The organism is Leptolyngbya sp. FACHB-261, from assembly GCF_014696065.1.
Lineage (GTDB): Bacteria > Cyanobacteriota > Cyanobacteriia > FACHB-261 > FACHB-261 > FACHB-261.
On the sequence record NZ_JACJPL010000015.1, the window covers coordinates 488999 to 507814 of the forward strand.

Sequence of the window (18816 nt, forward strand, 5' to 3'; positions counted from 1 at the left end):
ACGGTCACAAGTCGGTTTCAGGGTGCTGTTATCGTAGTGTGCAAATGGGCCTGATATAGGAGCGGGTAGTTTTTGGATGGGGACAACCTATCAACGAGTACTGCTGAAACTCAGCGGTGAAGCTTTAATGGGCGAACTCGCCTATGGCATTGACCCCAGTGTCGTGCAATCGATTGCGCTAGAAGTGGCTGAAGTGGTCAAGGCAGGGGTAGAGGTTGCCATCGTCGTAGGCGGCGGCAACATTTTTCGAGGCGTAAAGGGCGCGGCAGCAGGCATGGACCGCGCTACCGCAGACTATATTGGCATGATCGCCACGGTGATGAACTGCTTGACCCTGCAGGACTCACTGGAGCGAGAGAACGTGCCGACCCGAGTCCAATCGGCGATTACGATGCAGGAGGTGGCTGAGCCCTACATTCGTCGTCGCGCCATCCGCCACCTGGAAAAAAAACGGGTAGTTATTTTTGGTGCAGGCTCTGGCAATCCCTTCTTCACCACAGATACGACCGCAGCCCTACGGGCGGCTGAGATCGATGCGGAGGTTATCTTCAAAGCGACGAAGGTGGATGGCATATACGATGCAGATCCCAAAAAGCACCCTGGAGCTCGCCGTTTCCAAAGTCTGACCTACAGCCACGTGCTCACCCACGACCTGCAAGTCATGGACAGTACGGCCATTGCGTTGTGCAAAGACAATAACATTCCCATTGTGGTCTTTGATCTAACTGTTAGCGGAAACGTGCGTCGGGCTGTAATGGGAGAATCGATTGGAACGATTGTCGGAGGGTCCCATGAAGTTATCTGAAGTCGAGTCCCGGATGCAGAAGGCTGTCGAAGCAGCCCAGCGGGACTTCAACACAATCCGCACAGGTCGTGCCAGTGGCTCATTACTGGATCGGGTGATGGTGGAATACTATGGCACCCCCACCCCTTTGAAATCTCTTGCTAACGTGGCAACCCCAGATGCCAGCACAATCACGATCCAACCGTTCGACCGCACTTCGCTGAACTTGATTGAGAAATCAATCTCGCTGTCTGATATCGGTCTGACACCTAGCAACGATGGTTCGCTGATTCGCCTGAACATTCCACCCCTGACCTCTGAACGTCGCAAGGAACTCGTGAAAACTGTTTCCAAGCTTGCAGAAGAAGGTAAGGTTGCTATCCGCAACATTCGCCGCGATGCTGTGGATTCGGTTCGGAAGGAAGAGAAGAACAGCGAAATCTCCAAAGATGAAGCGCTCGACCGCCAAGATGCGATCCAAAAGCTTACAGATCGCTACACTCACAAAATCGACGAGTTGCTAGCTAACAAGGAGAAAGAGATCAGCACCGTTTAAGGCAGTTGGCTAGGACCGTGCGGTTTTATAAGTGTGTCCCACAAGTTGATGTCTGGAGTGTTTATGCAACTGCCCGTGCAGGTTAGGTCACTCTTGAGGCTAGACAGCCCCCTCTAGTTATCTAGCTAGTTATCTAGCCCCAGTCCGATGTCTCCAGGTCTCAACTTGTGGGCAATAGTACAGGTCCTTAGGCAGGCCAATCGTTCGAGATTAAGCCTGGGACCTGTAAGGTGGGCTATCAATAAGCTTAGAAAGTGGCTTGATTACCATACAGACGAATCTGTTGACCGCGTGAATTGATTACTGTTGTATGGGTTGGAGCGTGAAAAAAGCTTAAGTCATCGATAGCTTTAGCTAAAATCTTCCCCAACGTAGATCTCAAGCGAAAGATTTGCTTGAGTTGAGTATAGGACTTTGGTATTGCGATTTTGTCTGAAGCCATACTTTTCTGACCTAATGCTTCAACTGTTTGCCAGGTAGCTTCAGAGTCTTTAAAGGGAGCAATCGCTAGATAAAGTGTTGGCAAGAGCTGCTCATCACTCTCCACTGCGAAGGTCAGCACGGTTTTACGTCGAGTGATCTCAATGCTTGGCGGTCTTTGCAGTTCAGGGTGCTGTCGAGCAATTTGGCGATAGACTGCCGCTAAGGTAAAGTTGGCGTCCTGGTCAAGCACCGCTTCTACAACAATGCGAAGGATAGGTGAAATGTCACTAAAAAAGTCGCGAGCTTCCTCAGCATTAAATCGAACAATGCGACTGCCATCTCCCTTCATGCTGAGGTCAACCCAATCGCAAATCATGCCCTCGGTTTTCAGACTAAAACGAGGCACACCGAACACCTGAGCACCAGTCAAAACAGCTCCACTCAGATCCGCTTCAAGCCAATCTGCGGCAATCAAATTGGCTTCGGTTAAATCGGACTGAGCTAGACAAGTGCTTGAAAGGATAGCTTTGGTTAACGTGGCGCGGCGCAAACTAGCTCGACTAAGATTGGCTTCACTCAGGTCAGCTCGGGTCAGGTTAGCTGTGTTCAAGTTAGCCCCTATTAACTTCGCTTCTACTAGGCTAGCTTCACTCAAGTCGGCACCAGTCAAATCTGCTTCTCGTAAGGTCGTGCAGCGTAGAGTTGCCCCCATTAAATCTGCATTACGGAGACAAGCACCGCGCAGATTTGCCCAACTTAGATTTGCTCTTCCTAAATTTGCCTCGATCAAGATGGCTTCGCAGAGATTAGCACTATCAAGATCAGCCCAGCCAAGCTCCGCTTTACTAAGATTAGCTTCACTCAAATTGGCTTCGTTGAACTGCGTTTTATGTAAATCTGTCCCTACTAATTTGGCTCGGCTTAGATTGGCATTGCGCAGATTCGCTTCTTGAAGGTTGGCCTCACTTAAGTTAGCGCCACTCAAGTCCCGCCGACTTAGGTCAGCGCCGTTAAGATCGGCCCCTCGCAGGTCAACAGCTTTTAGCTTCGCCTCGCTTAAGTTGACCTCACTCAAGCTTGCTAAGCGTAGGTTAGCGCCGCCAAGATTAGCGCCACTGAGATTAGCACCGTTCAAGTTGGCTAATTTCAAGTTGGCGTTGCTTAAATCAGCTAATCGTAAAATAGCTAGTTTAAGATCGGCACCACTGAGATTAGCACCACTGAGATTAGCACCACTGAGATTAGCACCACTGAGATTAGCACCACTGAGATTAGCACCACTGAGATTAGCACCACTGAGATTGACCAGTCGGAGATTGGCAGCGCTGAGGTTAGCGAGTCTGAGGTTAGAGCCCATGAGATTAGCCAGCCGCAAACTGGCTGTACTCAAATGAGCTCCAATCAAGCTAGCTCCGGTGAGATTTACGCCAACGAGGTTAGCCCCGATCAGGTGGGCAACAGCAAAGTTCCTGTCTCCTTGAGCGTAGCGCTGTAGCAGTTCATCGGCTTCCATATCGCCTGTGTCTCAAACCAAGCGGGCTAGTACAAGATGCCCCGAAAATCAAACTTGAGAACTGCCTGGAGCCTCCAGGTTGCGCGGGGTTATGCATATACAGCACTCATGCAATGAAGAGAGATGGCCGAGCTTAAGACCAAGGCTGATTCAGGGTCAAGGGTGACGCTGCCCAGGTAGCAAAACGAGAAAGCCGTGCTACGTTTGCAGCACCCACAGCCCTAGCGGGCAATCGACACGTCGGCCTCTATCTTGCTCCCAGGCAATAATGGCCCTGAGCGCTAGAGGTACCCGCCTATCACTCTACCGGAGCCATGAGGAGATGTCATGCCGTCCCTGACCTGAAACCAGTTTCGACTCAGGTAGAGCAGAACAACATCACGCTTTTTCAGGTCAGCTTTACCCTTCGGTTTGTGAGTTCAAGGTTAAAACGGGTGCCGTTTCGCTGAGCTTGAGGCTGGGGTGATCACTTTGAATCTGGTGCACATTCCATTCATTCTTAAATAGCAGGACTGGACGGTTCACAGCGTCCTTGACCACCATCGTGTTGAACAGACGGCCGACCTTCTCGAGGGCAGGCCAACCCCCCACCACCCAGCGGGCAGCTGAGTAGGGCAGCATTTCCAGATGCGTTTCAACCCCATATTCGTTTTGGAGCCGGAACTGTACAACTTCAAATTGCAACTGCCCAACCGCAGCCAGAATGGGATCTCGCTTTGACTCATCGCTTGAATACATAATTTGAACGGCGCCCTCTTCTCGCAGTTCTGACACTCCCTTATGGAAGGACTTGAACTTCGAAGATTCAGGATTGCGCAGAAAGGCGAATAAGCTCGGCGAGAAGTAAGGAATTCCCTCAAATTCGAGTTTTTGGCCTACACAAATGGTGTCCCCAATCGAGAACACGCCTGGGTTATTGAGACCGACGATGTCGCCTGGATACGCTTCTTCAATCGACTCACGCCCCTGGGCAAAGAGCTTTTGCGGACGGGACAGGCGCACGTTTTTGCCGGAGCGTACATGCTGTACAGTCATGTCCTTCTCAAATTTGCCCGAGCAGACTCGCACAAACGCGACTCGGTCTCGGTGTTTGGGGTCCATGTTGGCCTGAAGCTTAAACACGAATCCCGAAAACTCCTCGCGCGTCGGCTCGATGCAGCCTAGCGTGCTTTGGTAGCTTGCCGGTTTGAGCGCATGGTCCAAAAAGGACTGGAGAAACAGCTCCACCCCAAAGTTAGTCATGGCGCTACCGAAGAACACAGGGGTCTGCTCTCCTGCATGTACCGCTTCTAAATCTAGTGCTGGACCAATTCCCTCCAAAACCTCCAGTTCCTCTTTGAACTGATAATAGAGATCCTGCTCTAGGAGAGCCTCAATGCGGGGATCTCCCAGGTTAACGACTGTGTCGATCGCCTCTCGAGAACCATGCTCCCGGCGTTCAAACAAATGAATCTGTTGGCTAGCACGGTCATAAACGCCCTTAAAACGGTCGCCCATGCCAATTGGCCAGTTGACGGCGTAGGTTTGCAGACCTAGTTCCTGCTCAATCTCATCGAGCAGGGCCAACGGTTCACGTCCCGGCCGATCCAGCTTATTGATAAAAGTGAAGATCGGAATCCGGCGCAGCCGACAGACCTCGAACAGCTTGCGGGTCTGTGGCTCCAAGCCTTTGGCCGCATCGACCAGCATGACTGCATTGTCTGCAGCGACTAGCGTGCGGTAGGTATCTTCGGAGAAGTCTTGGTGACCCGGCGTGTCCAGTAGATTAATCTGGCAGTCGTTGTAATCAAACTGTAAAACTGTCGAAGTAATCGAAATACCGCGCTGCTGCTCCATCTCCATCCAGTCAGAGGTGGCGCTGCGCTGATTACGCCTAGCCTTCACCGCCCCTGCCAGGTGGATTGCACCTCCGTAAAGCAGTAGCTTTTCTGTCAGCGTAGTCTTACCAGCGTCGGGGTGCGAGATAATCGCGAAGGTTCGGCGCTTCTCAACGGCCTGTTGCAGTTCATCGTGCAGTTCGCTGGGCATGGAGGTTGGCAGAAATGCTCACGGTGTCAACCTCCCCATTCTATGAAAGGCTTCCCATTCTATGAAAGGTCAGCTAAGCCAGGCAGAGCTTAGCAGTTCAGAACCCACCAATAGCAATTAGCGTTCAATCCAATTGGCAACCATCAGCAGCGGCTGCTGGGCAGTGAGTTGCGCTCCGCTCTGCATTGGCACAGGGGGTTGCTGAGTCTCAATCACCAGGCTCAACGCAAATGTTGCCGTGACAGCAAGCAGTAACTTCTCTAGCATGACTTCACTCCTCATCAAACAGCCCACTCTCAGTGTGGTCTGCTCTCTAGTAAAGAGCTCCAACCTACGATTAGGGTTCCGTAAATTCTGAGGTTTTTCTTTTAAGGAGTATGCAAAGTCCAGCAGATTTACGGTATAAACCTAGTTTTCTGGCAGAGTCGGTAACACTCGGACCCGATGCTCACCTACCTGGACTCGTCCACTTGCGACTAGAGCCACAGCCTCAACCAGAATTCGATGCTCTTGCTGATGAATGCGTTCAGCCAGTGTAGCGGCTGTATCATCGGCTTGGACAGGCACCGCCGCCTGACAAACAATCGGACCGCTATCAACCGCCAGCCGCACAATATGCACGGTGCAGCCCGTCACCTTGACTCCGTAATCTAGAGCTTGCTCCACGGCTCTAATCCCTGGAAAGCTCGGCAGTAAGCTGGGGTGCAGGTTCAGAATGCGGTTCGGAAACGTGTTGATCAAAACCTCAGTGACGCGGCGCATCCAGCCAGCCATCACCACCCAGTCCACTTGAGCTTCTTTTAAACAGCTAACAATGTCATGATCCAAGTCCTCGCGTCGAGGATAAGCCCGGTGATTGAGCAGTTGAGTTGAGATACCCAAACGTTCAGCCCGTTGACGAACTAGCGCATCAGGGTTGTTGTAGATCAGAATCCCAATTTCTGCGTTAGGGATTTCGCCTGCTTGGATAGCCTCAGCTAGGGCCTGAAAATTGCTGCCATTGCCAGAAGCCAGAACGCCCAAACGCAGAGCAGGCGTTGCTCCAGAGTTGCCAGTCATGGGTAATGTTAGGATCCGAGTACCTGAACCAACCTACTACTGAATCAGAGTCCTAAGACTCGAAGTTTTCTTTTATCTATCGCCGCATGCTCGATCCTGTGTCAGATCCGACTGCTCCCATCAGAACTGAACCGAAAGCGACTGACCTTGACTGGCGTCAACAGTTAGTGCAGTTAGACAATGAGCTGTCTAAACGCCCCATCGCCTTGGATCCAGGGGGTTACTTTGTGATCTACTTGGACCGCGAGGCCAAGCTGATCTGCGCCAAACACTACACCAATACAATCAACGAAAAAGGTTTAGCAGTCGATCCAGCTACCGGTAAGCCCATTCCAGTCCGAGGCAAGGTAGAGCGCGTTCCTACGCGTACTTTTCAAGGGCGTACTGCTAAGGAATTAGCAGCTGAGGTGCTAGAGCGGACTCGGCCCTGTCCAGTCACCTACCTGGACCACGCCGCTTACTTAGGACGGGAATTTCAGAAAGCAGAAGCAGCTTTGCTATCTGGCCAGGATTACATCCAAGATTAGGGACAAATGTAAGCTCCAGACCGTTAGCTTGCTGAGACGTAGCTCACTGAGAAGTGCCGTTCTGAGTGCAAGACAAACAGGCTAGACAAACAGGCTCATGCTAGAGTGCCCTCGCTGTCACCAACCGGTTAGCTCCACTGACGTCACTTGCCCAGTTTGCAGTGAGACGCTCAAAGCTCATGGTCATCCGGGTATGCCGTTGCACCGAGCTGAGAGAGGTGCTTTTCTGTGTGATACCTGTGTCTACCAGGCCGATGATAGTTGTACTTTTCCTCAGCGGCCCCAGGCCTTGTCCTGTACGCTTTATCGTAGCCAGCAGGTTGTGCATTTGACAGCTGCTGAAGTCAAAGCCCGCTACCGGGCTCAGTTAGGGATGGGCGAACGGCGCTATTTCTGGATAGGCTTGGGAGCAGTTGTAGTTCTGGCCGTCGCTTTCACTCTGCTGCGCTAGCCTGCGCAGCAATTTAACCTGCTTTCTCGCTCTGATTACCGATTCAACCGATTGAGTCAGATTCCTTACGGGTAGGCCTTTGCTGGCAGACATTGCAGCAACAAGTTCTAGGAGTGCTCCTAGCCGCCACATGCACGAACCTTAGACCGCAATTAGAGAGCAACCTTGGCGAACAACTGGTGGGAAATTAAGATTCTCTGTGAACCTGCACTGGAAGAGCTAGTCATGTGGCGTCTAGACACCTTTGGCTGTCGTGGCTCTGCCAGTGAAGTGCGAGGGCCTGCTCGTCTGATGCGGGGCTATCTGCCTCAGGACCAGGCCAATCCTCTAGACCTGGCTGCCCTAGTCCTATTGCTGCGTCAAGATGCCCTGATCGCGGCTGCACCGGGTATTTCGTCTAACAGTCCTGCAGTTCAGTGGGATCTGATTGAGGAAGAGGACTGGTCGAGTAGCTGGAAAGACCACTGGCATCCTCAAGAGGTCGGCGATCGTCTACTGATCCAACCAGCCTGGCTGACCCCAACCAATGTTGGCAACCGAGCTATCTTGCGCTTAGACCCTGGTACAGCCTTCGGTACTGGTGCCCATCCAACCACTCAGCTCAGCTTGGAAGCTTTAGAGATGCGGTTGGCTGGGGCTCGACCTGATGCTGAATTGATCCTGGCAGATATAGGTTGTGGCTCTGGCATCTTGAGCATTGGGGCGCTGTTGTTAGGGGCTAAGCGAATCTACGCTGTGGACACCGATCCCTTAGCCGTGAAGGCATCTCAGTCTAACCGCGACCTCAACCAACTGAATGAAGAGCAGATGCCTGTGGCTCTGGGTAGTGTGGATCTGCTGAGTCGGACCTTACGAGAACCGCTGGACGGGTTTGCCTGCAACATTCTGGCCGAAGTGATCATTGATCTGGTCCCCCATTTTGGCGAGATTATGAAGCCGACAAGTTGGGGCGTTCTCAGTGGGATTCTGATGGAGCAGGCTAAGCCGGTTGCAGACATGCTAGAGCAACACGGCTGGACCGTTGCAACGCTCTGGCGGCGCGGTGATTGGTGCTGTCTCACGATCCGACGTTCTGCCTGAGTTAACTTCAGGTAGCTTCCTGCAAGCTTGGTAGCCTGGATTGCTACGAGCGTCTTCAGGCCAGGTTATAAGGTCGGATCAGAGATTTTGCATTCAAATTCTCCCGAAGCGAAAAAGCCAAGCGAAAAAGAGCCTGTAGGAGTGCTTGTTGCGTGAGAGGACTGATTTTGTGGAGAAAATTGAGTCAGAGCTTATTGTTAGCTCTGTGTAGCCTGCTAGTTGTCATTGCCTGCTCTGGCCCTCAAACGGCCACTGCTCCAAACCCTGAGGGAGCAGCAACTTCAACAACAGCGGCTATACCTGCTGCCCTTGTCCCAGTTCGGCTACAGCTCAAATGGTTTCCTCAAGCTCAATTTGCAGGCTACTTTATTGCCAAACAGAAAGGCTATTTTCAGGACGAGGGACTCGACGTTGAGTTGCTGCCCATCGGTGATCAATCCCCCATCCAAACCGTTGTCAGCGGGGGTTCAGATTTTGGTACAACTTGGATCTCCGACCTGCTCGTTGCGCGTCAGCAGGGGTTGCCCGTCGTTCACATTGCTCAAATGTTTCAAAAGAGTGGCTTCCGCCTCGTGTCACTCAAGGAGAAAAACATTACTTCTCCAGAACAATTTAAAGGCAAGAAAATTGGGGTTTGGCCCTCAGGCAATGAGTACCCAGCTCTGGCAGTTCTTAAAAAGTACAACCTCACCAGCTCTCTTGACTCCAAAGTCACCAACCCTGACATTCAAGCGGTGACTTATCCCTTTGATCCGGGTTTGGTATTTCCTAAACAGGTTGATGTTGTGAGCGCAATGTCTTACAACGAACTCAATCAGATTGTTGGATTGGGCTATTCGCTGGACAAGCTCAATGTAATTAGCGCTCCTGATTTGGGCGTCAACCTGCTGGAAGATTTAGTGTTCACAACTGAAGAAACTCTCAACGCTGCCAACTTCAAAGACAGTGGACTTTCAGGCGTCGAAATTGGGGCTAAATTACTACGGGCCTCACTCAAAGGTTGGGATGATGCGGTGAAAGATCAGGCGACAGCTGTGACCACTGTTCTACCTATCTGTGGCAATACCTGCAAAGGGTCTGGGGCCACGGCTGATCCCAAGGACCATCAAACTTGGCAAATGGCTGAGATTGCCAAGCTCTACCAGGCAGGACCAACCCTGGAAGGCAAAGCAGGTTACTTAGATCCGGTTGCCTACAAAGCTTCAGTCGAATTGCTAAAGGGCGTTGGCATCCTGACCGCAGACCCAGCCGAAACCACAGTTTCCTATAAGGTCTGGGAGGCCGCAACTGGCAAAACGGCAAGCTGAGCCAGCCCTGTCTTTATGCTCTAAGGCCCTAACGTTGTAAATGGCTGAGGATGGGCGTTAGACCAAATTTTTTGCGATTTAAGCTTTGGTCTAACGCTCATTCTCCTTAGGAGATGAGGAATTACCAACTAACGTTACAGTCCGACGTTTAGTTAAAAAGCTTGATGCTGTGCCATTACCAACCCAGCACAGTTGGTTAACCATTATCTAAACACTGTCTCATGGCTAAAACACCCTCAAAGTGTTCGCATTTTCACAAAATTCTGATTTGAGTCTTCTCCGGATACTGATGACGTTGTCTGAAATCCTAATAAAGCCCGTCTTGGTATTTTCCGTATTTACCCCTAGTTGGTGGGGAGGCTGCTAACTCAGAGAATGACAGCCGTGACATCTCGGATAATTTATTGAAATCTTTATCGTTTTCTTGAGATTAGCTCGTAATTTCTCCGTAGTTCTTAACTGAAATTGGGAGGACGATGAGATCGGGTTGAAAACAACTATTCCCAAAGAGAGTTGTTTTTCGGGCCTGAAGCTTCCGTTTCTGAACTGAGTGCAATGCTTCGGAAGATTTTTCTAGACCAGTGGGCCGCCACCCAAATCCTTCAAGGGCAAAAAAAGGTGATCGTACGGCCCTACACAGGGCGGTGGACGACGTTGCACGCAGGAGAGCTCATCAGCCTTTACTGTGAGCACCCAGAATGGGAGCGGGCTCGCGTCAGAGTCTGTAGCCTACAGGTGTGGCAGAGCTTATCAGAATTCTTGGCTTTGGGATTGGCCGAGGCCGCGCCTGGCCTAACACAAGCTGCGGCTGAAGAGATTTACGGTCGCCTGTACCGAGATGACTTAGCAGCCGGTTGTCAACTCATCTCGATCTCAGTGGAGCCAGTTGCACATCAGGCTGGTGTGATTCGTTTTTTCTGCGAGCAGGCAGGTCGATTGCAGATTATCCGTCATGGTCGCTGGCGGCCTCTCAATCACCCAGACAACCAACCCCAAACCCTGGCAACGCTACAAGCCCGGTTAGAGGCGCGCGGTTGGCGTGCGGTTTATCCTGCGTTCTTCCACTGCACCTCCCGGAGCCAGTTCGCTGCCCGCATTGAAGATGTAGAGGTTCAGCGGTTAGAAGCATTTGCAGCGCTATCCCCGGCAAGGCGTCAGGAACTCAAGGCCTGTCTGCAAGAGGAGTATTTTTCGGCAGGTGCCGTGATCTCCGGACCCACACAGGAGTTTGAGCGGGTTCTCATTTTGCGCTCAGGTCGAGCAGTGGTGTTTGACACAACCCTTACCCAGGGCACTCAGTTTACTGAATTAGGGGCGGGCGATCGGTTCCAGACTGAAACTGATTCAGGGAATGCGCTAGAAAGAAGGGAGCTGACGCTACGCGCAATAACAGAGGTGCGGGCCTTCAGTCTGAGTCGAGAGCAATATCACCAGTTCACGGGCCAGAAGACTGCTTGTGTGACCCTCGCTTGAAGCTGCCACTCACAGATTGGTGCTTGAAGTTCCCTGGTTGAAGTCGTTTAGCTCCCGGTCAGGCTCAGTGTGGCACTCCTGATTGCTTGCGCTACGCTGTCCAGTCACAATGTTGTTGAATGGACTAACCCTGAACCGGAGCGAGGCTGGTGAGCGAGCAATTTGATTATGACTTGGTGATTGTGGGCGCTGGTGTCGGCGGCCACGGTGCAGCACTGCATGCAGTTGCCAATGGCCTCAAGACCGCCATCGTCGAAGCTGACCTAATGGGAGGAACCTGCGTCAACCGGGGCTGCATTCCCTCCAAGGCCCTGCTGGCTGCGTCCGGACGGGTACGAGAGTTTCGCAACAGCGAACATCTGAGCCACCTGGGAATTCAGGTGGATGGGGTTAGCTTTGACCGGGACGCCATTGCTGGTCATGCTGAAGGCGTTGTCAGCAAAATCCGGGGTGACCTCACCAACAGTTTGCAACGGTTGGGCGTTGATATTTTGCGGGGCTGGGGCCGTCTAGCAGGTAAGCAACAAGTAGCGGTTCAGAGCGAGTCGGGCACCAAGACCTACACCGCTCGGGATGTGTTGCTGTCAACAGGGTCGGTGCCATTTGTGCCGCCGGGCATTGAGGTAGATGGCAAGACAGTGTTTACCAGTGATGACGGACTGAAACTGAGCTGGCTGCCGGATTGGATTGCCATTATCGGCTCGGGCTACATCGGTCTGGAATTCTCCGATGTCTATACGGCCCTGGGCTGCGAGGTCACGATGATCGAGGCCCTGGACCAACTGATGCCAGGCTTCGACCCGGATATTGCTCGTTTGGCTAAGCGAGTTCTGATTGAGCCCCGCGATATTGAAATCAAGGTCGGCGTGCTGGCGAAAAAAGTCACACCCGGAACTCCAGTTGTGATCGAGCTTTCGGATGGCGAAGTCCTAGAAGTAGATGCCTGCTTGGTGGCAACGGGACGTGTGCCTGTAACCAAAGACATTGGTTTGGAAAGCGTGGGAGCGCAAACAGACCGACGCGGCTTTATTCAGGTAGATCACCTGTTGCGGGTGTTGGCCAACGACACAGTTGTTCCTCACTTATGGGCAATTGGTGACGCCACTGGCAAGATGATGCTGGCCCATGCGGCCTCCGCTCAGGGCATTGCCGTTGTGGAAACCATCTGTGGCCGTGACAAAGAAGTGGACTATCACAGCATCCCAGCCGCAGCCTTTACCCACCCAGAAATTAGCTTTGTGGGCATCACCGAGCCCCAAGCCAAGGAACTCGGCAAGGCTGAGGGATTTGAGGTTGCAGCAGCTCGGGGCTACTTCAAAGGCAACTCTAAAGCGATCGCTGAAGTCGAAACAGACGGCATGGTAAAGCTGATCTATCGCAAAGATACAGGCGAAGTGCTAGGGGTTCATATTTTGGGTCTCCATGCAGCCGATATGATTCACGAAGCGTCAGCAGCGATTGCTCGGCGGGCTAGTGTCCACGAGTTAGCGCAACTGGTCCACACACACCCGACTCTGTCCGAAACTCTGGACGAAGCTTACAAGCGAGCTGCCTTCGCCCACTAGTGGTAATCAACAGGGGTAATTAACTAGTTGCCCACCCAGCTTTTGCCTCCAGCCTCGTTCTTTGTGCAGCCATTTTCGTAACCTATGCAGATTCGTCGTCGGCCTCCGAACCCATCTATCTCGGTGCAAGAACTGAGTTACAAAATCGTTGCTCCCGAGGCTGAGCCTCGCAATATTCTTGAAGAGATTGTCTGGCACAAGGAGCTAGAGATAGCTCAGATGCGCGAGAGGCTGTCCTTGTTGGACCTGAAACGGCAAGTTCTGCAAGCTGCTCCACCCCGTGATTTCTTAGCTGCTCTGCAACAGCCCCCTACGCAGCCCAGCCTGATTGCCGAGGTCAAAAAGGCGTCTCCCAGCAAGGGAGTGATTCGGGCTGATTTTGATGCGGTCGCTATTGCTCGGGCCTATGAGCGGGGTGGAGCAGCCTGTCTGTCAGTTCTGACAGATCAGAAGTTCTTTCAGGGCAGCTTTGAGAATCTACGCGCAGTCCGGCAGCAGGTCGAACTGCCCCTGCTGTGTAAGGAGTTCATTATCTATCCCTACCAGATGTATCTGGCCCGAACCGCCGGAGCTGATGCGGTGCTGCTGATTGCGGCGATTTTGTCGGATCAGGATTTGACCTACTTTGTCAAGATTGCCCGTGGCTTGGGCATGGCTGCTCTGGTGGAGGTGCACACACTGGAAGAACTGGATCGAGCCTTGGCAATACCAGATGTGCATCTGATTGGTATCAATAATCGCAATTTGGAAGACTTTACAGTAGACTTGGGGACCACTCAACGCTTGCTGGCCGCTCGTCAAGAGCAGATTAACCAGTTGGGCGTGACTGTGGTAAGCGAGTCTGGTCTGCACACTCCTGCAGACTTAGCTTTGGTTGCTGGTGCTGGCGCACGTGCTGTCTTGATTGGGGAATCCCTAGTCAAACAGCCGGATCCAGAGCAGGCTGTACGTGCTCTATTAGAGGTTACTCCCGTTGCCACCCATCTCGCTTGAGTCCCTGCTTGGATCCTCAATGGCGCTTCCTATTCCGTCGCACATTCACTACGAGTTGCTGCTGCGCCTTCTAGAACGCCAGACTCTGCCCGCTACTGAGCAGGACAACTCTGCTTTAAGAGAGCAGATTCAGCAGCTGATCATTACGCTGCGAAAGGCACTGGCACAGCAGAAACAAATTGAAGCTACTTGCCAGCAACGCGGCTTGGAGCTAGATTACCGCTGGTCTTTGAACAGCCCGATGGGAGCCAATAAAGCGATTGGCACAGAGATCCCTCTTAGCAGCATGACACCGATTGCTGAGTTGGCTGAACCTATTGCTTTACCCGAAAAGCCAGGTTCAGTTTAGTCCAGGTCTAATGTAAAAGTTCTGAGTTTAGCAGTGACTGCAAGGCGGAATGGCTCAAGCTAATTGGGCCAATTCTCTGCCTTTTAGGCTGCAAAAATTGTATGCCAGTTTACTGGAGATAAGCTTACTAACAATACCGTTCTACTGCTGTCCTAGGTCATAGCGACTGAGAGACCAGCAACGCTCCAGATACTGAATCTGTTGCTCGGGCGTGAGCAGTCTGACAAACACGCTGTGTTGTGTTCGCGCCCTAAGCAAAGGGTCAGAGTGTTCGTAGTCTACGAAGATATCTGGCTCAAGCTTAACGGTTAGTTTTTTCAATAGAGAGCGAAACCATGTGTTGATGCGATTGCCTTGAGGTTCAGGCTGCTCCAGGGGTAGAAACATTGCCCATGCTCCTTGTTTGCTTGTCCTCAACGTACTGTTATCAGGTTGCCCTCTGCCTCCCCCAGGTAGCTCACCCAGACAGGTGAGGACGTACGATGTTTGGCAATCCAAGCTTCAAGAAGCCAGAGATTTCAAAGCAGGAGTGTCAACTTAGAAGAATCTTTGAGCATAGGGATTGCATAGATTTTGCTCCTTTGGTAGTGTGTCTTTTGTCACTGGCGCAGGGAGCAGTTTGCTTATTGAAAAAACGCCTCAAAAACTTAGCGCTACCTAGAAGCTCGAACAACTTCTAGATAGCTAACCCCCTAACTGCACATCACGCAGTCCGGCGGCTGACAGGTGATTTTAACACCGACTAGCCACCCCGACTTGCATTGGCAAACTACCGGGGTGGCTAACTGTTTGGCGGCATCCACGGTAGGGACAGGAAAAAACCTGCACCTACCCACGACCGCAGGATTTTGACCCCTCGATTTCAACAATGAATCCTGTAGGGACAGGGTTTTCCTGCCCGCTGCAACACTGCCATAACTATAAACAATTGCCCCTAACTCTCTTCTTTCTCTTCTAAAATTCCCCATCCCCATGTGCCATCTTTTGCAACGAATCAATCCGCGCCAATTCGAGATTTCCCTCAGTTATCTCGCCACTTATTTAGGCGTTACCCAAGACTGTATTTTGCGCTTTGAACAGTGGGCCAATGTACTTTTTGTTCATCGCAAAGATCGGGGTGGCCAATTCATTAGTTACCGCGATCTCATCCACTGGCTAGAAGCTTGCGTGCAAACGATTCGCACTTGCCCAACCCATCAAGCTCTACAAGAACTCGGTCAACTGCTGAAAGCTGAAATTGAGCGTTTCACCTACGCCACCGATACCGTTGCCTATCTGCGGCGGCTGTGGCAACAACGTAAAGCCCAACTCGACCTCAACCTTAATTTGCGCAGCTTCTATACCCCTAACCACCAACCCCTCTCTCCCAACCCCTAATGACTCCCTGCTCCCTATCTCCCGTTCAACCCCGCCTGGTGTAGGACTACATCACCCATAGCCTCAACTTTTGCCCCCAATCCAAACTGCTGCTGGTGATTGCCAACCACGCCAAGCCACCCACTTGCAAAGCCAGCGTGCCGGTCCCTACTGGTTCTGCAATGCAACCTCAAAGAGCCCGAAGTCAGCCGTCTGCTCGTGCCGCTTGAAGCTGGCCACTTCTCAGCGATGTGGGTCGCTCTGTTGTTCTCTGCAACCCGACCGCCTAACTCATTCAACGGGCGTTACGCTTTCCCAGAAATAGTGTAGGGCTTGGGCTCAGGCTAAAAATTGGGCTATTCATTTCGGCACAGACAAGGCTAGATCAAGCAGGCAATAACTTCTCCCTAAGGTCGGATGGGTTCCCTAACTGGCCTTAGTAATGTTGTAGCTATTAAAAGTAAGCCTGTAGTTTTACAGGTAATGTTTAGACGGTTGTAGTTCTGACAGTTAGATTGTTGATGGGGAAGAAGTAAGTCAGGTTGGCTAGTAATACTGGTTAGTAGGCTGCATCTAACTCGATCACATCAACTCAATCAACTATTGCCAAACTCACGGTTGGGAAGCAAGCAGTTGCATTAAAAGGAGGTATCAGAAAAATCAGATGAGCACCCAGCATCCAGCCTCTAATAAAATAGGACAGAAAAAGAGTTTACGTGCAACAGCATTCATGCTGAGCGCATCCTTATCGATGCCCTTATTTGCTGCTTGCGGTGGTCCTAGCACTTCAACACCTCCTCCCCCTGTTGATGACACTCAAAGCGGGCAAGTTGCTCCTGCACCGAATGCTCCACCTCAACAACGCGCTAAAAAGGGTTTAAATACAACTCAAAAGGTTGCGATTTTAGCTGGAGCAGCAGCCCTTTACTATCTCTATAACCGACAAAAAAACGCGCAAGGTCAGGGTCCAGAGGGGCAATATTATCTGTCCAAAAATGGTCGCGTTTACTATCGAGATGCCCAGAACCGTGCTCACTGGGTAACACCACCACCTGGCGGTATCCGCGTTCCTGAGTCTGAAGCACGAGCCTATGAAGATTTTGAGGGTTACAACAACCGATCCACTGGTCGTGATTTGACCGATGTGGTTGGAGCGCCAGCTCAATAATCGCTAGCGCTGAGCCGATAACCTGAGAGCTTTCTCAATAGCTCTGCCTTAGAAAAAGAAAAGCAGAAAAGCCGAACTAAAAGGACTGAACTAATGGCAATTGATGACATTTTTCGTCGGGTAGCAGACTCGGTTTTCTCAAACCTTCCCAACCAAGACGATCCCCAAGATAACGATAATCGTCGAGTTCGCCCCGCTAGTGAAGATCCCTACGGCGACCCTGCCGATCAAGATCCCTACAACCAATACGGTGACCAGTACGGCAATGTTCGTCCGGCTAGCGAAGATCCCTATGGCGACCCTGCCGATCAGGAGTCTTACAACCAATACGGTGACCAGTACGGCAATGTTCGCCCCGCTAGCGAAGACCCCTACGGCGACCCTGCCGATCAAGATCCCTACCATAACCGCAATGTGCGTCGGGCTAGCAACGATCCCTATGGCGATCCAGCAGACGACTATCGAGGATAGAGGCTAAGCTCAACTGAGCTTAATCCAAGTCTGGTTAGGTCCAATACGAGCTAGTAGGCAAAGAGAGCAGACATTGGGGCAACTGTTGCTGAGTGCAGAACGCACAAGTGCAGTTGTCCCACATGTTTTTTCTTACTTCTAACCGGCAAAGCTAGAAAACTTGAAAAGCTCTAGAGAGCTAGCAATCAGTTAGAAATCGAAGTAGATGTAGCGCAGGGCTTGGGCAGGACGTAGCAACCAAACCGCGTACAAACATAGGGGCACCAGAAACGCACGCAGAGGCCAACTAAGCTGGCGTTGAGCGCCACGGTTAAGCATTCCCACCAGTGTCATCCCCAGAGCAATCGCTATCAATAGCAGCCAGATCTGAGCGCCACTGAGGCCAATTGCTTCCTGGTAAACCTTCTGGGCAAACTGAGCATCGGCGCTGTGCCCCCACAAGCGGGTGAATACCAGTTCCGTTCGGCCCAAATTGGGCAAGCGAAAGGGAATCCAGGCCAGCAAGACGAGGCTTTGTGTGAGGCCCCAACCGGAAAGCTGACCGATGGGCGATTGCCAGTAGCTCGCAAGCCAGGCTACCTGCGCAGAGAGCGCCACTGTCAGCCGGTGAGCCACTAAAGCACCCCCATGCAAGACGCCCCAAAGTAGAAAGCCCCCTGCCGTACTTTCAGCCCAGTTATCGACTTGAATCGCGCCGTTGCCGTGCCATAGCCCCGCCACCAACATCACCAGCATCAGGTTAAAGCAGGTGCGCACTAGCCCCCGACGTGAGCCCCCCAGCGGAAAATAGACATAGTGGCGCAGCCAGTCACCCAAGGTAATGTGCCAGCGCCGCCAGAAGTCAGCAATGCTCGTGCTTAAGTAGGGAAAATCAAAATTTGGCGGCAGCTCAAATCCCAATAGCAGGGCGCTGCCCCTTGCCATATCGGTGTAGCCGCTGAAGTCCAAATAGACCTGAAACGCGTAGCCTACCAGCGCTAGCCACAGGTCGCCACTGCCTGCCCGCTCCAAATTCTCAAAGGTGAGATCGACGAGTTGACCCAGATGGTCAGCCACCAAACCTTTTTTCAACGCTCCGCAGGCAATCCACCACAGGCCATCGACATAACGCGATACCCCTGGCGAACGACCTTCGTGGTACTGAGCGGCAAAAGTCTGATAGCGCGTAATCGGACCCGAGATCAGCTTGGGGAAAAATAGCTTGTAAGTAGCAAAGCGCAGGAAGGTTTGGCTAGCGGCTGCACCTCGGTAAACATCGACTAGATAAGCAATGCACTCAAACGCAAAGAAGCTGAGCGCCAGCGGCATAATCAGCTTGCCCTCGGCCCCTAGCGGCGCGTATTTGCAGAGCAGCAGCAATAGGACTTGCGCTCCCACACCAAGCAGCAGGATTAGCCTCCGTCGCCAGCTCCCTGCTTGCTCCCTTTCTACATTCTCCTCTGGAACTGGAGTTAGGCCTTCCCCTTCTCCGGCAGAGGGCGGGGCTGGAGGGTCAGTTGCCAACTGCTGCCCTAACCAGAAAGTCAGACCGGTCAAAGCCAGCAATAGCGGCACAAACCGCACTTGAAAGCTGGCATAGAAAAGTAGGCTGGCCAGCAACAAAATACTTAAGCGAGCAACGATCGGCCTGAACTGCCAGTAGAGTAGCGACACCAAACCCAAAAACAGGGCGTATTGGGGAGACAGGAAGTTCAAAGCCAGATCAGACATGGA

General features: G+C 52.1%; 19 protein-coding genes. 13 read left to right on the top strand and 6 right to left on the bottom strand.

Annotated features, from left to right (window positions below; all coding sequences use genetic code 11):
- Positions 1 to 76 precede the first annotated feature (76 nt).
- The gene (pyrH, locus tag H6F94_RS08430) at positions 77 to 805 is read left to right on the top strand and encodes a UMP kinase (RefSeq protein ID WP_190801757.1); all 729 of its coding nucleotides are present in this window, start codon (positions 77 to 79) and stop codon (positions 803 to 805) included.
- On the top strand, positions 792 to 1340 hold the full coding sequence (frr, locus tag H6F94_RS08435; RefSeq protein WP_190801758.1) for a ribosome recycling factor: 549 nt from the start codon (positions 792 to 794) through the stop codon (positions 1338 to 1340). Before pyrH ends, frr begins: the two co-directional genes overlap by 14 nt.
- Positions 1341 to 1587: 247 nt before the next feature.
- On the opposite strand, the gene H6F94_RS08440 is transcribed toward frr, so the two are convergent.
- The 4 genes from H6F94_RS08440 to purN form a co-directional block, all read right to left on the bottom strand.
- Positions 1588 to 3276, bottom strand: coding sequence for a pentapeptide repeat-containing protein (locus H6F94_RS08440; protein WP_190801759.1), 1689 nt, complete (start codon positions 3274 to 3276; stop codon positions 1588 to 1590).
- A 399-nt stretch (positions 3277 to 3675) separates the two neighbouring features.
- Positions 3676 to 5304, bottom strand: coding sequence for a peptide chain release factor 3 (gene prfC, locus H6F94_RS08445; RefSeq protein WP_190801760.1), 1629 nt, complete (start codon positions 5302 to 5304; stop codon positions 3676 to 3678).
- Positions 5305 to 5421: 117 nt separating this feature from the next.
- Positions 5422 to 5571, bottom strand: coding sequence for a QAALIT motif small membrane protein (locus H6F94_RS08450; RefSeq protein ID WP_190801761.1), 150 nt, complete (start codon positions 5569 to 5571; stop codon positions 5422 to 5424).
- Positions 5572 to 5712: 141 nt separating this feature from the next.
- A complete protein-coding gene (gene purN / locus H6F94_RS08455) occupies positions 5713 to 6363 on the bottom strand; it encodes a phosphoribosylglycinamide formyltransferase (RefSeq protein ID WP_190801762.1) in 651 nt (216 codons plus the stop codon).
- An 86-nt stretch (positions 6364 to 6449) separates the two neighbouring features.
- Here purN and H6F94_RS08460 point away from each other — a divergent pair, with 86 nt between their 5' ends.
- The 8 genes from H6F94_RS08460 to H6F94_RS08495 all read left to right on the top strand — a co-directional run bounded on the left by H6F94_RS08460 (position 6450) and on the right by H6F94_RS08495 (position 14108).
- Positions 6450 to 6890: a DUF4346 domain-containing protein gene (locus H6F94_RS08460; RefSeq protein WP_190801763.1), complete on the top strand. Its 441-nt coding sequence runs from the start codon at positions 6450 to 6452 to the stop codon at positions 6888 to 6890.
- Positions 6891 to 6987: 97 nt separating this feature from the next.
- Positions 6988 to 7341: a zinc ribbon domain-containing protein gene (locus tag H6F94_RS08465; RefSeq protein WP_190801764.1), complete on the top strand. Its 354-nt coding sequence runs from the start codon at positions 6988 to 6990 to the stop codon at positions 7339 to 7341.
- Positions 7342 to 7506: 165 nt separating this feature from the next.
- Entirely contained in the window at positions 7507 to 8421 is a 915-nt protein-coding gene (gene prmA, locus H6F94_RS08470; protein ID WP_190801765.1) for a 50S ribosomal protein L11 methyltransferase, read from the top strand.
- A 179-nt stretch (positions 8422 to 8600) separates the two neighbouring features.
- Complete coding sequence (locus H6F94_RS08475; RefSeq protein WP_199320270.1) at positions 8601 to 9728, top strand: ABC transporter substrate-binding protein; 1128 nt, start codon at positions 8601 to 8603, stop codon at positions 9726 to 9728.
- Positions 9729 to 10283: 555 nt separating this feature from the next.
- The gene (locus H6F94_RS08480) at positions 10284 to 11201 is read left to right on the top strand and encodes a cyclic nucleotide-binding domain-containing protein (protein ID WP_190801766.1); all 918 of its coding nucleotides are present in this window, start codon (positions 10284 to 10286) and stop codon (positions 11199 to 11201) included.
- A gap of 149 nt (positions 11202 to 11350) precedes the next feature.
- Positions 11351 to 12766 (top strand): dihydrolipoyl dehydrogenase, encoded by a 1416-nt coding sequence (gene lpdA, locus H6F94_RS08485; protein WP_190801767.1) that lies wholly within the window; start codon positions 11351 to 11353, stop codon positions 12764 to 12766.
- Between the two features lie 84 nt (positions 12767 to 12850).
- Entirely contained in the window at positions 12851 to 13759 is a 909-nt protein-coding gene (gene trpC, locus H6F94_RS08490; RefSeq protein ID WP_190801768.1) for an indole-3-glycerol phosphate synthase TrpC, read from the top strand.
- 19 nt (positions 13760 to 13778) lie between these two features.
- The gene (locus H6F94_RS08495; protein ID WP_190801769.1) at positions 13779 to 14108 is read left to right on the top strand and encodes a DUF5340 domain-containing protein; all 330 of its coding nucleotides are present in this window, start codon (positions 13779 to 13781) and stop codon (positions 14106 to 14108) included.
- 141 nt (positions 14109 to 14249) lie between these two features.
- Here the strand turns inward: H6F94_RS08495 and H6F94_RS08500 are convergent, their stop codons facing one another.
- Positions 14250 to 14495 (bottom strand): hypothetical protein, encoded by a 246-nt coding sequence (locus H6F94_RS08500; protein WP_190801770.1) that lies wholly within the window; start codon positions 14493 to 14495, stop codon positions 14250 to 14252.
- A 585-nt stretch (positions 14496 to 15080) separates the two neighbouring features.
- Between H6F94_RS08500 and H6F94_RS08505 the strand changes: the two genes are divergently transcribed.
- The 3 genes from H6F94_RS08505 to H6F94_RS08515 all read left to right on the top strand — a co-directional run bounded on the left by H6F94_RS08505 (position 15081) and on the right by H6F94_RS08515 (position 17103).
- The gene (locus H6F94_RS08505) at positions 15081 to 15485 is read left to right on the top strand and encodes a hypothetical protein (RefSeq protein ID WP_190801771.1); all 405 of its coding nucleotides are present in this window, start codon (positions 15081 to 15083) and stop codon (positions 15483 to 15485) included.
- 709 nt (positions 15486 to 16194) lie between these two features.
- The gene (locus H6F94_RS08510) at positions 16195 to 16632 is read left to right on the top strand and encodes a hypothetical protein (RefSeq protein WP_190801772.1); all 438 of its coding nucleotides are present in this window, start codon (positions 16195 to 16197) and stop codon (positions 16630 to 16632) included.
- Positions 16633 to 16725: 93 nt separating this feature from the next.
- Positions 16726 to 17103 carry a hypothetical protein gene (locus H6F94_RS08515; protein WP_199320271.1) on the top strand — a complete coding sequence of 126 codons (378 nt, stop codon included), beginning with the start codon at positions 16726 to 16728 and terminating at the stop codon, positions 17101 to 17103.
- Between the two features lie 189 nt (positions 17104 to 17292).
- Here H6F94_RS08515 and H6F94_RS08520 read toward each other — a convergent pair whose 3' ends face one another.
- Complete coding sequence (locus tag H6F94_RS08520; RefSeq protein ID WP_242041047.1) at positions 17293 to 18813, bottom strand: MBOAT family O-acyltransferase; 1521 nt, start codon at positions 18811 to 18813, stop codon at positions 17293 to 17295.
- Between the last annotated feature and the right edge of the window lie 3 nt (positions 18814 to 18816).

Coding starts and splice junctions, on each gene's coding strand:
- pyrH (WP_190801757.1), top strand. CDS start 77: ATGGGGACAACCTATCAACGAGTACTGCTGAAACTCAGCGGTGAAGCT.
- frr (WP_190801758.1), top strand. CDS start 792: ATGAAGTTATCTGAAGTCGAGTCCCGGATGCAGAAGGCTGTCGAAGCA.
- H6F94_RS08440 (WP_190801759.1), bottom strand. CDS start 3,276: ATGGAAGCCGATGAACTGCTACAGCGCTACGCTCAAGGAGACAGGAAC.
- prfC (WP_190801760.1), bottom strand. CDS start 5,304: ATGCCCAGCGAACTGCACGATGAACTGCAACAGGCCGTTGAGAAGCGC.
- H6F94_RS08450 (WP_190801761.1), bottom strand. CDS start 5,571: ATGCTAGAGAAGTTACTGCTTGCTGTCACGGCAACATTTGCGTTGAGC.
- purN (WP_190801762.1), bottom strand. CDS start 6,363: ATGACTGGCAACTCTGGAGCAACGCCTGCTCTGCGTTTGGGCGTTCTG.
- H6F94_RS08460 (WP_190801763.1), top strand. CDS start 6,450: ATGCTCGATCCTGTGTCAGATCCGACTGCTCCCATCAGAACTGAACCG.
- H6F94_RS08465 (WP_190801764.1), top strand. CDS start 6,988: ATGCTAGAGTGCCCTCGCTGTCACCAACCGGTTAGCTCCACTGACGTC.
- H6F94_RS08480 (WP_190801766.1), top strand. CDS start 10,284: ATGCTTCGGAAGATTTTTCTAGACCAGTGGGCCGCCACCCAAATCCTT.
- trpC (WP_190801768.1), top strand. CDS start 12,851: ATGCAGATTCGTCGTCGGCCTCCGAACCCATCTATCTCGGTGCAAGAA.
- H6F94_RS08495 (WP_190801769.1), top strand. CDS start 13,779: ATGGCGCTTCCTATTCCGTCGCACATTCACTACGAGTTGCTGCTGCGC.
- H6F94_RS08500 (WP_190801770.1), bottom strand. CDS start 14,495: ATGTTTCTACCCCTGGAGCAGCCTGAACCTCAAGGCAATCGCATCAAC.
- H6F94_RS08505 (WP_190801771.1), top strand. CDS start 15,081: ATGTGCCATCTTTTGCAACGAATCAATCCGCGCCAATTCGAGATTTCC.
- H6F94_RS08510 (WP_190801772.1), top strand. CDS start 16,195: ATGCTGAGCGCATCCTTATCGATGCCCTTATTTGCTGCTTGCGGTGGT.
- H6F94_RS08515 (WP_199320271.1), top strand. CDS start 16,726: ATGGCAATTGATGACATTTTTCGTCGGGTAGCAGACTCGGTTTTCTCA.
- H6F94_RS08520 (WP_242041047.1), bottom strand. CDS start 18,813: ATGTCTGATCTGGCTTTGAACTTCCTGTCTCCCCAATACGCCCTGTTT.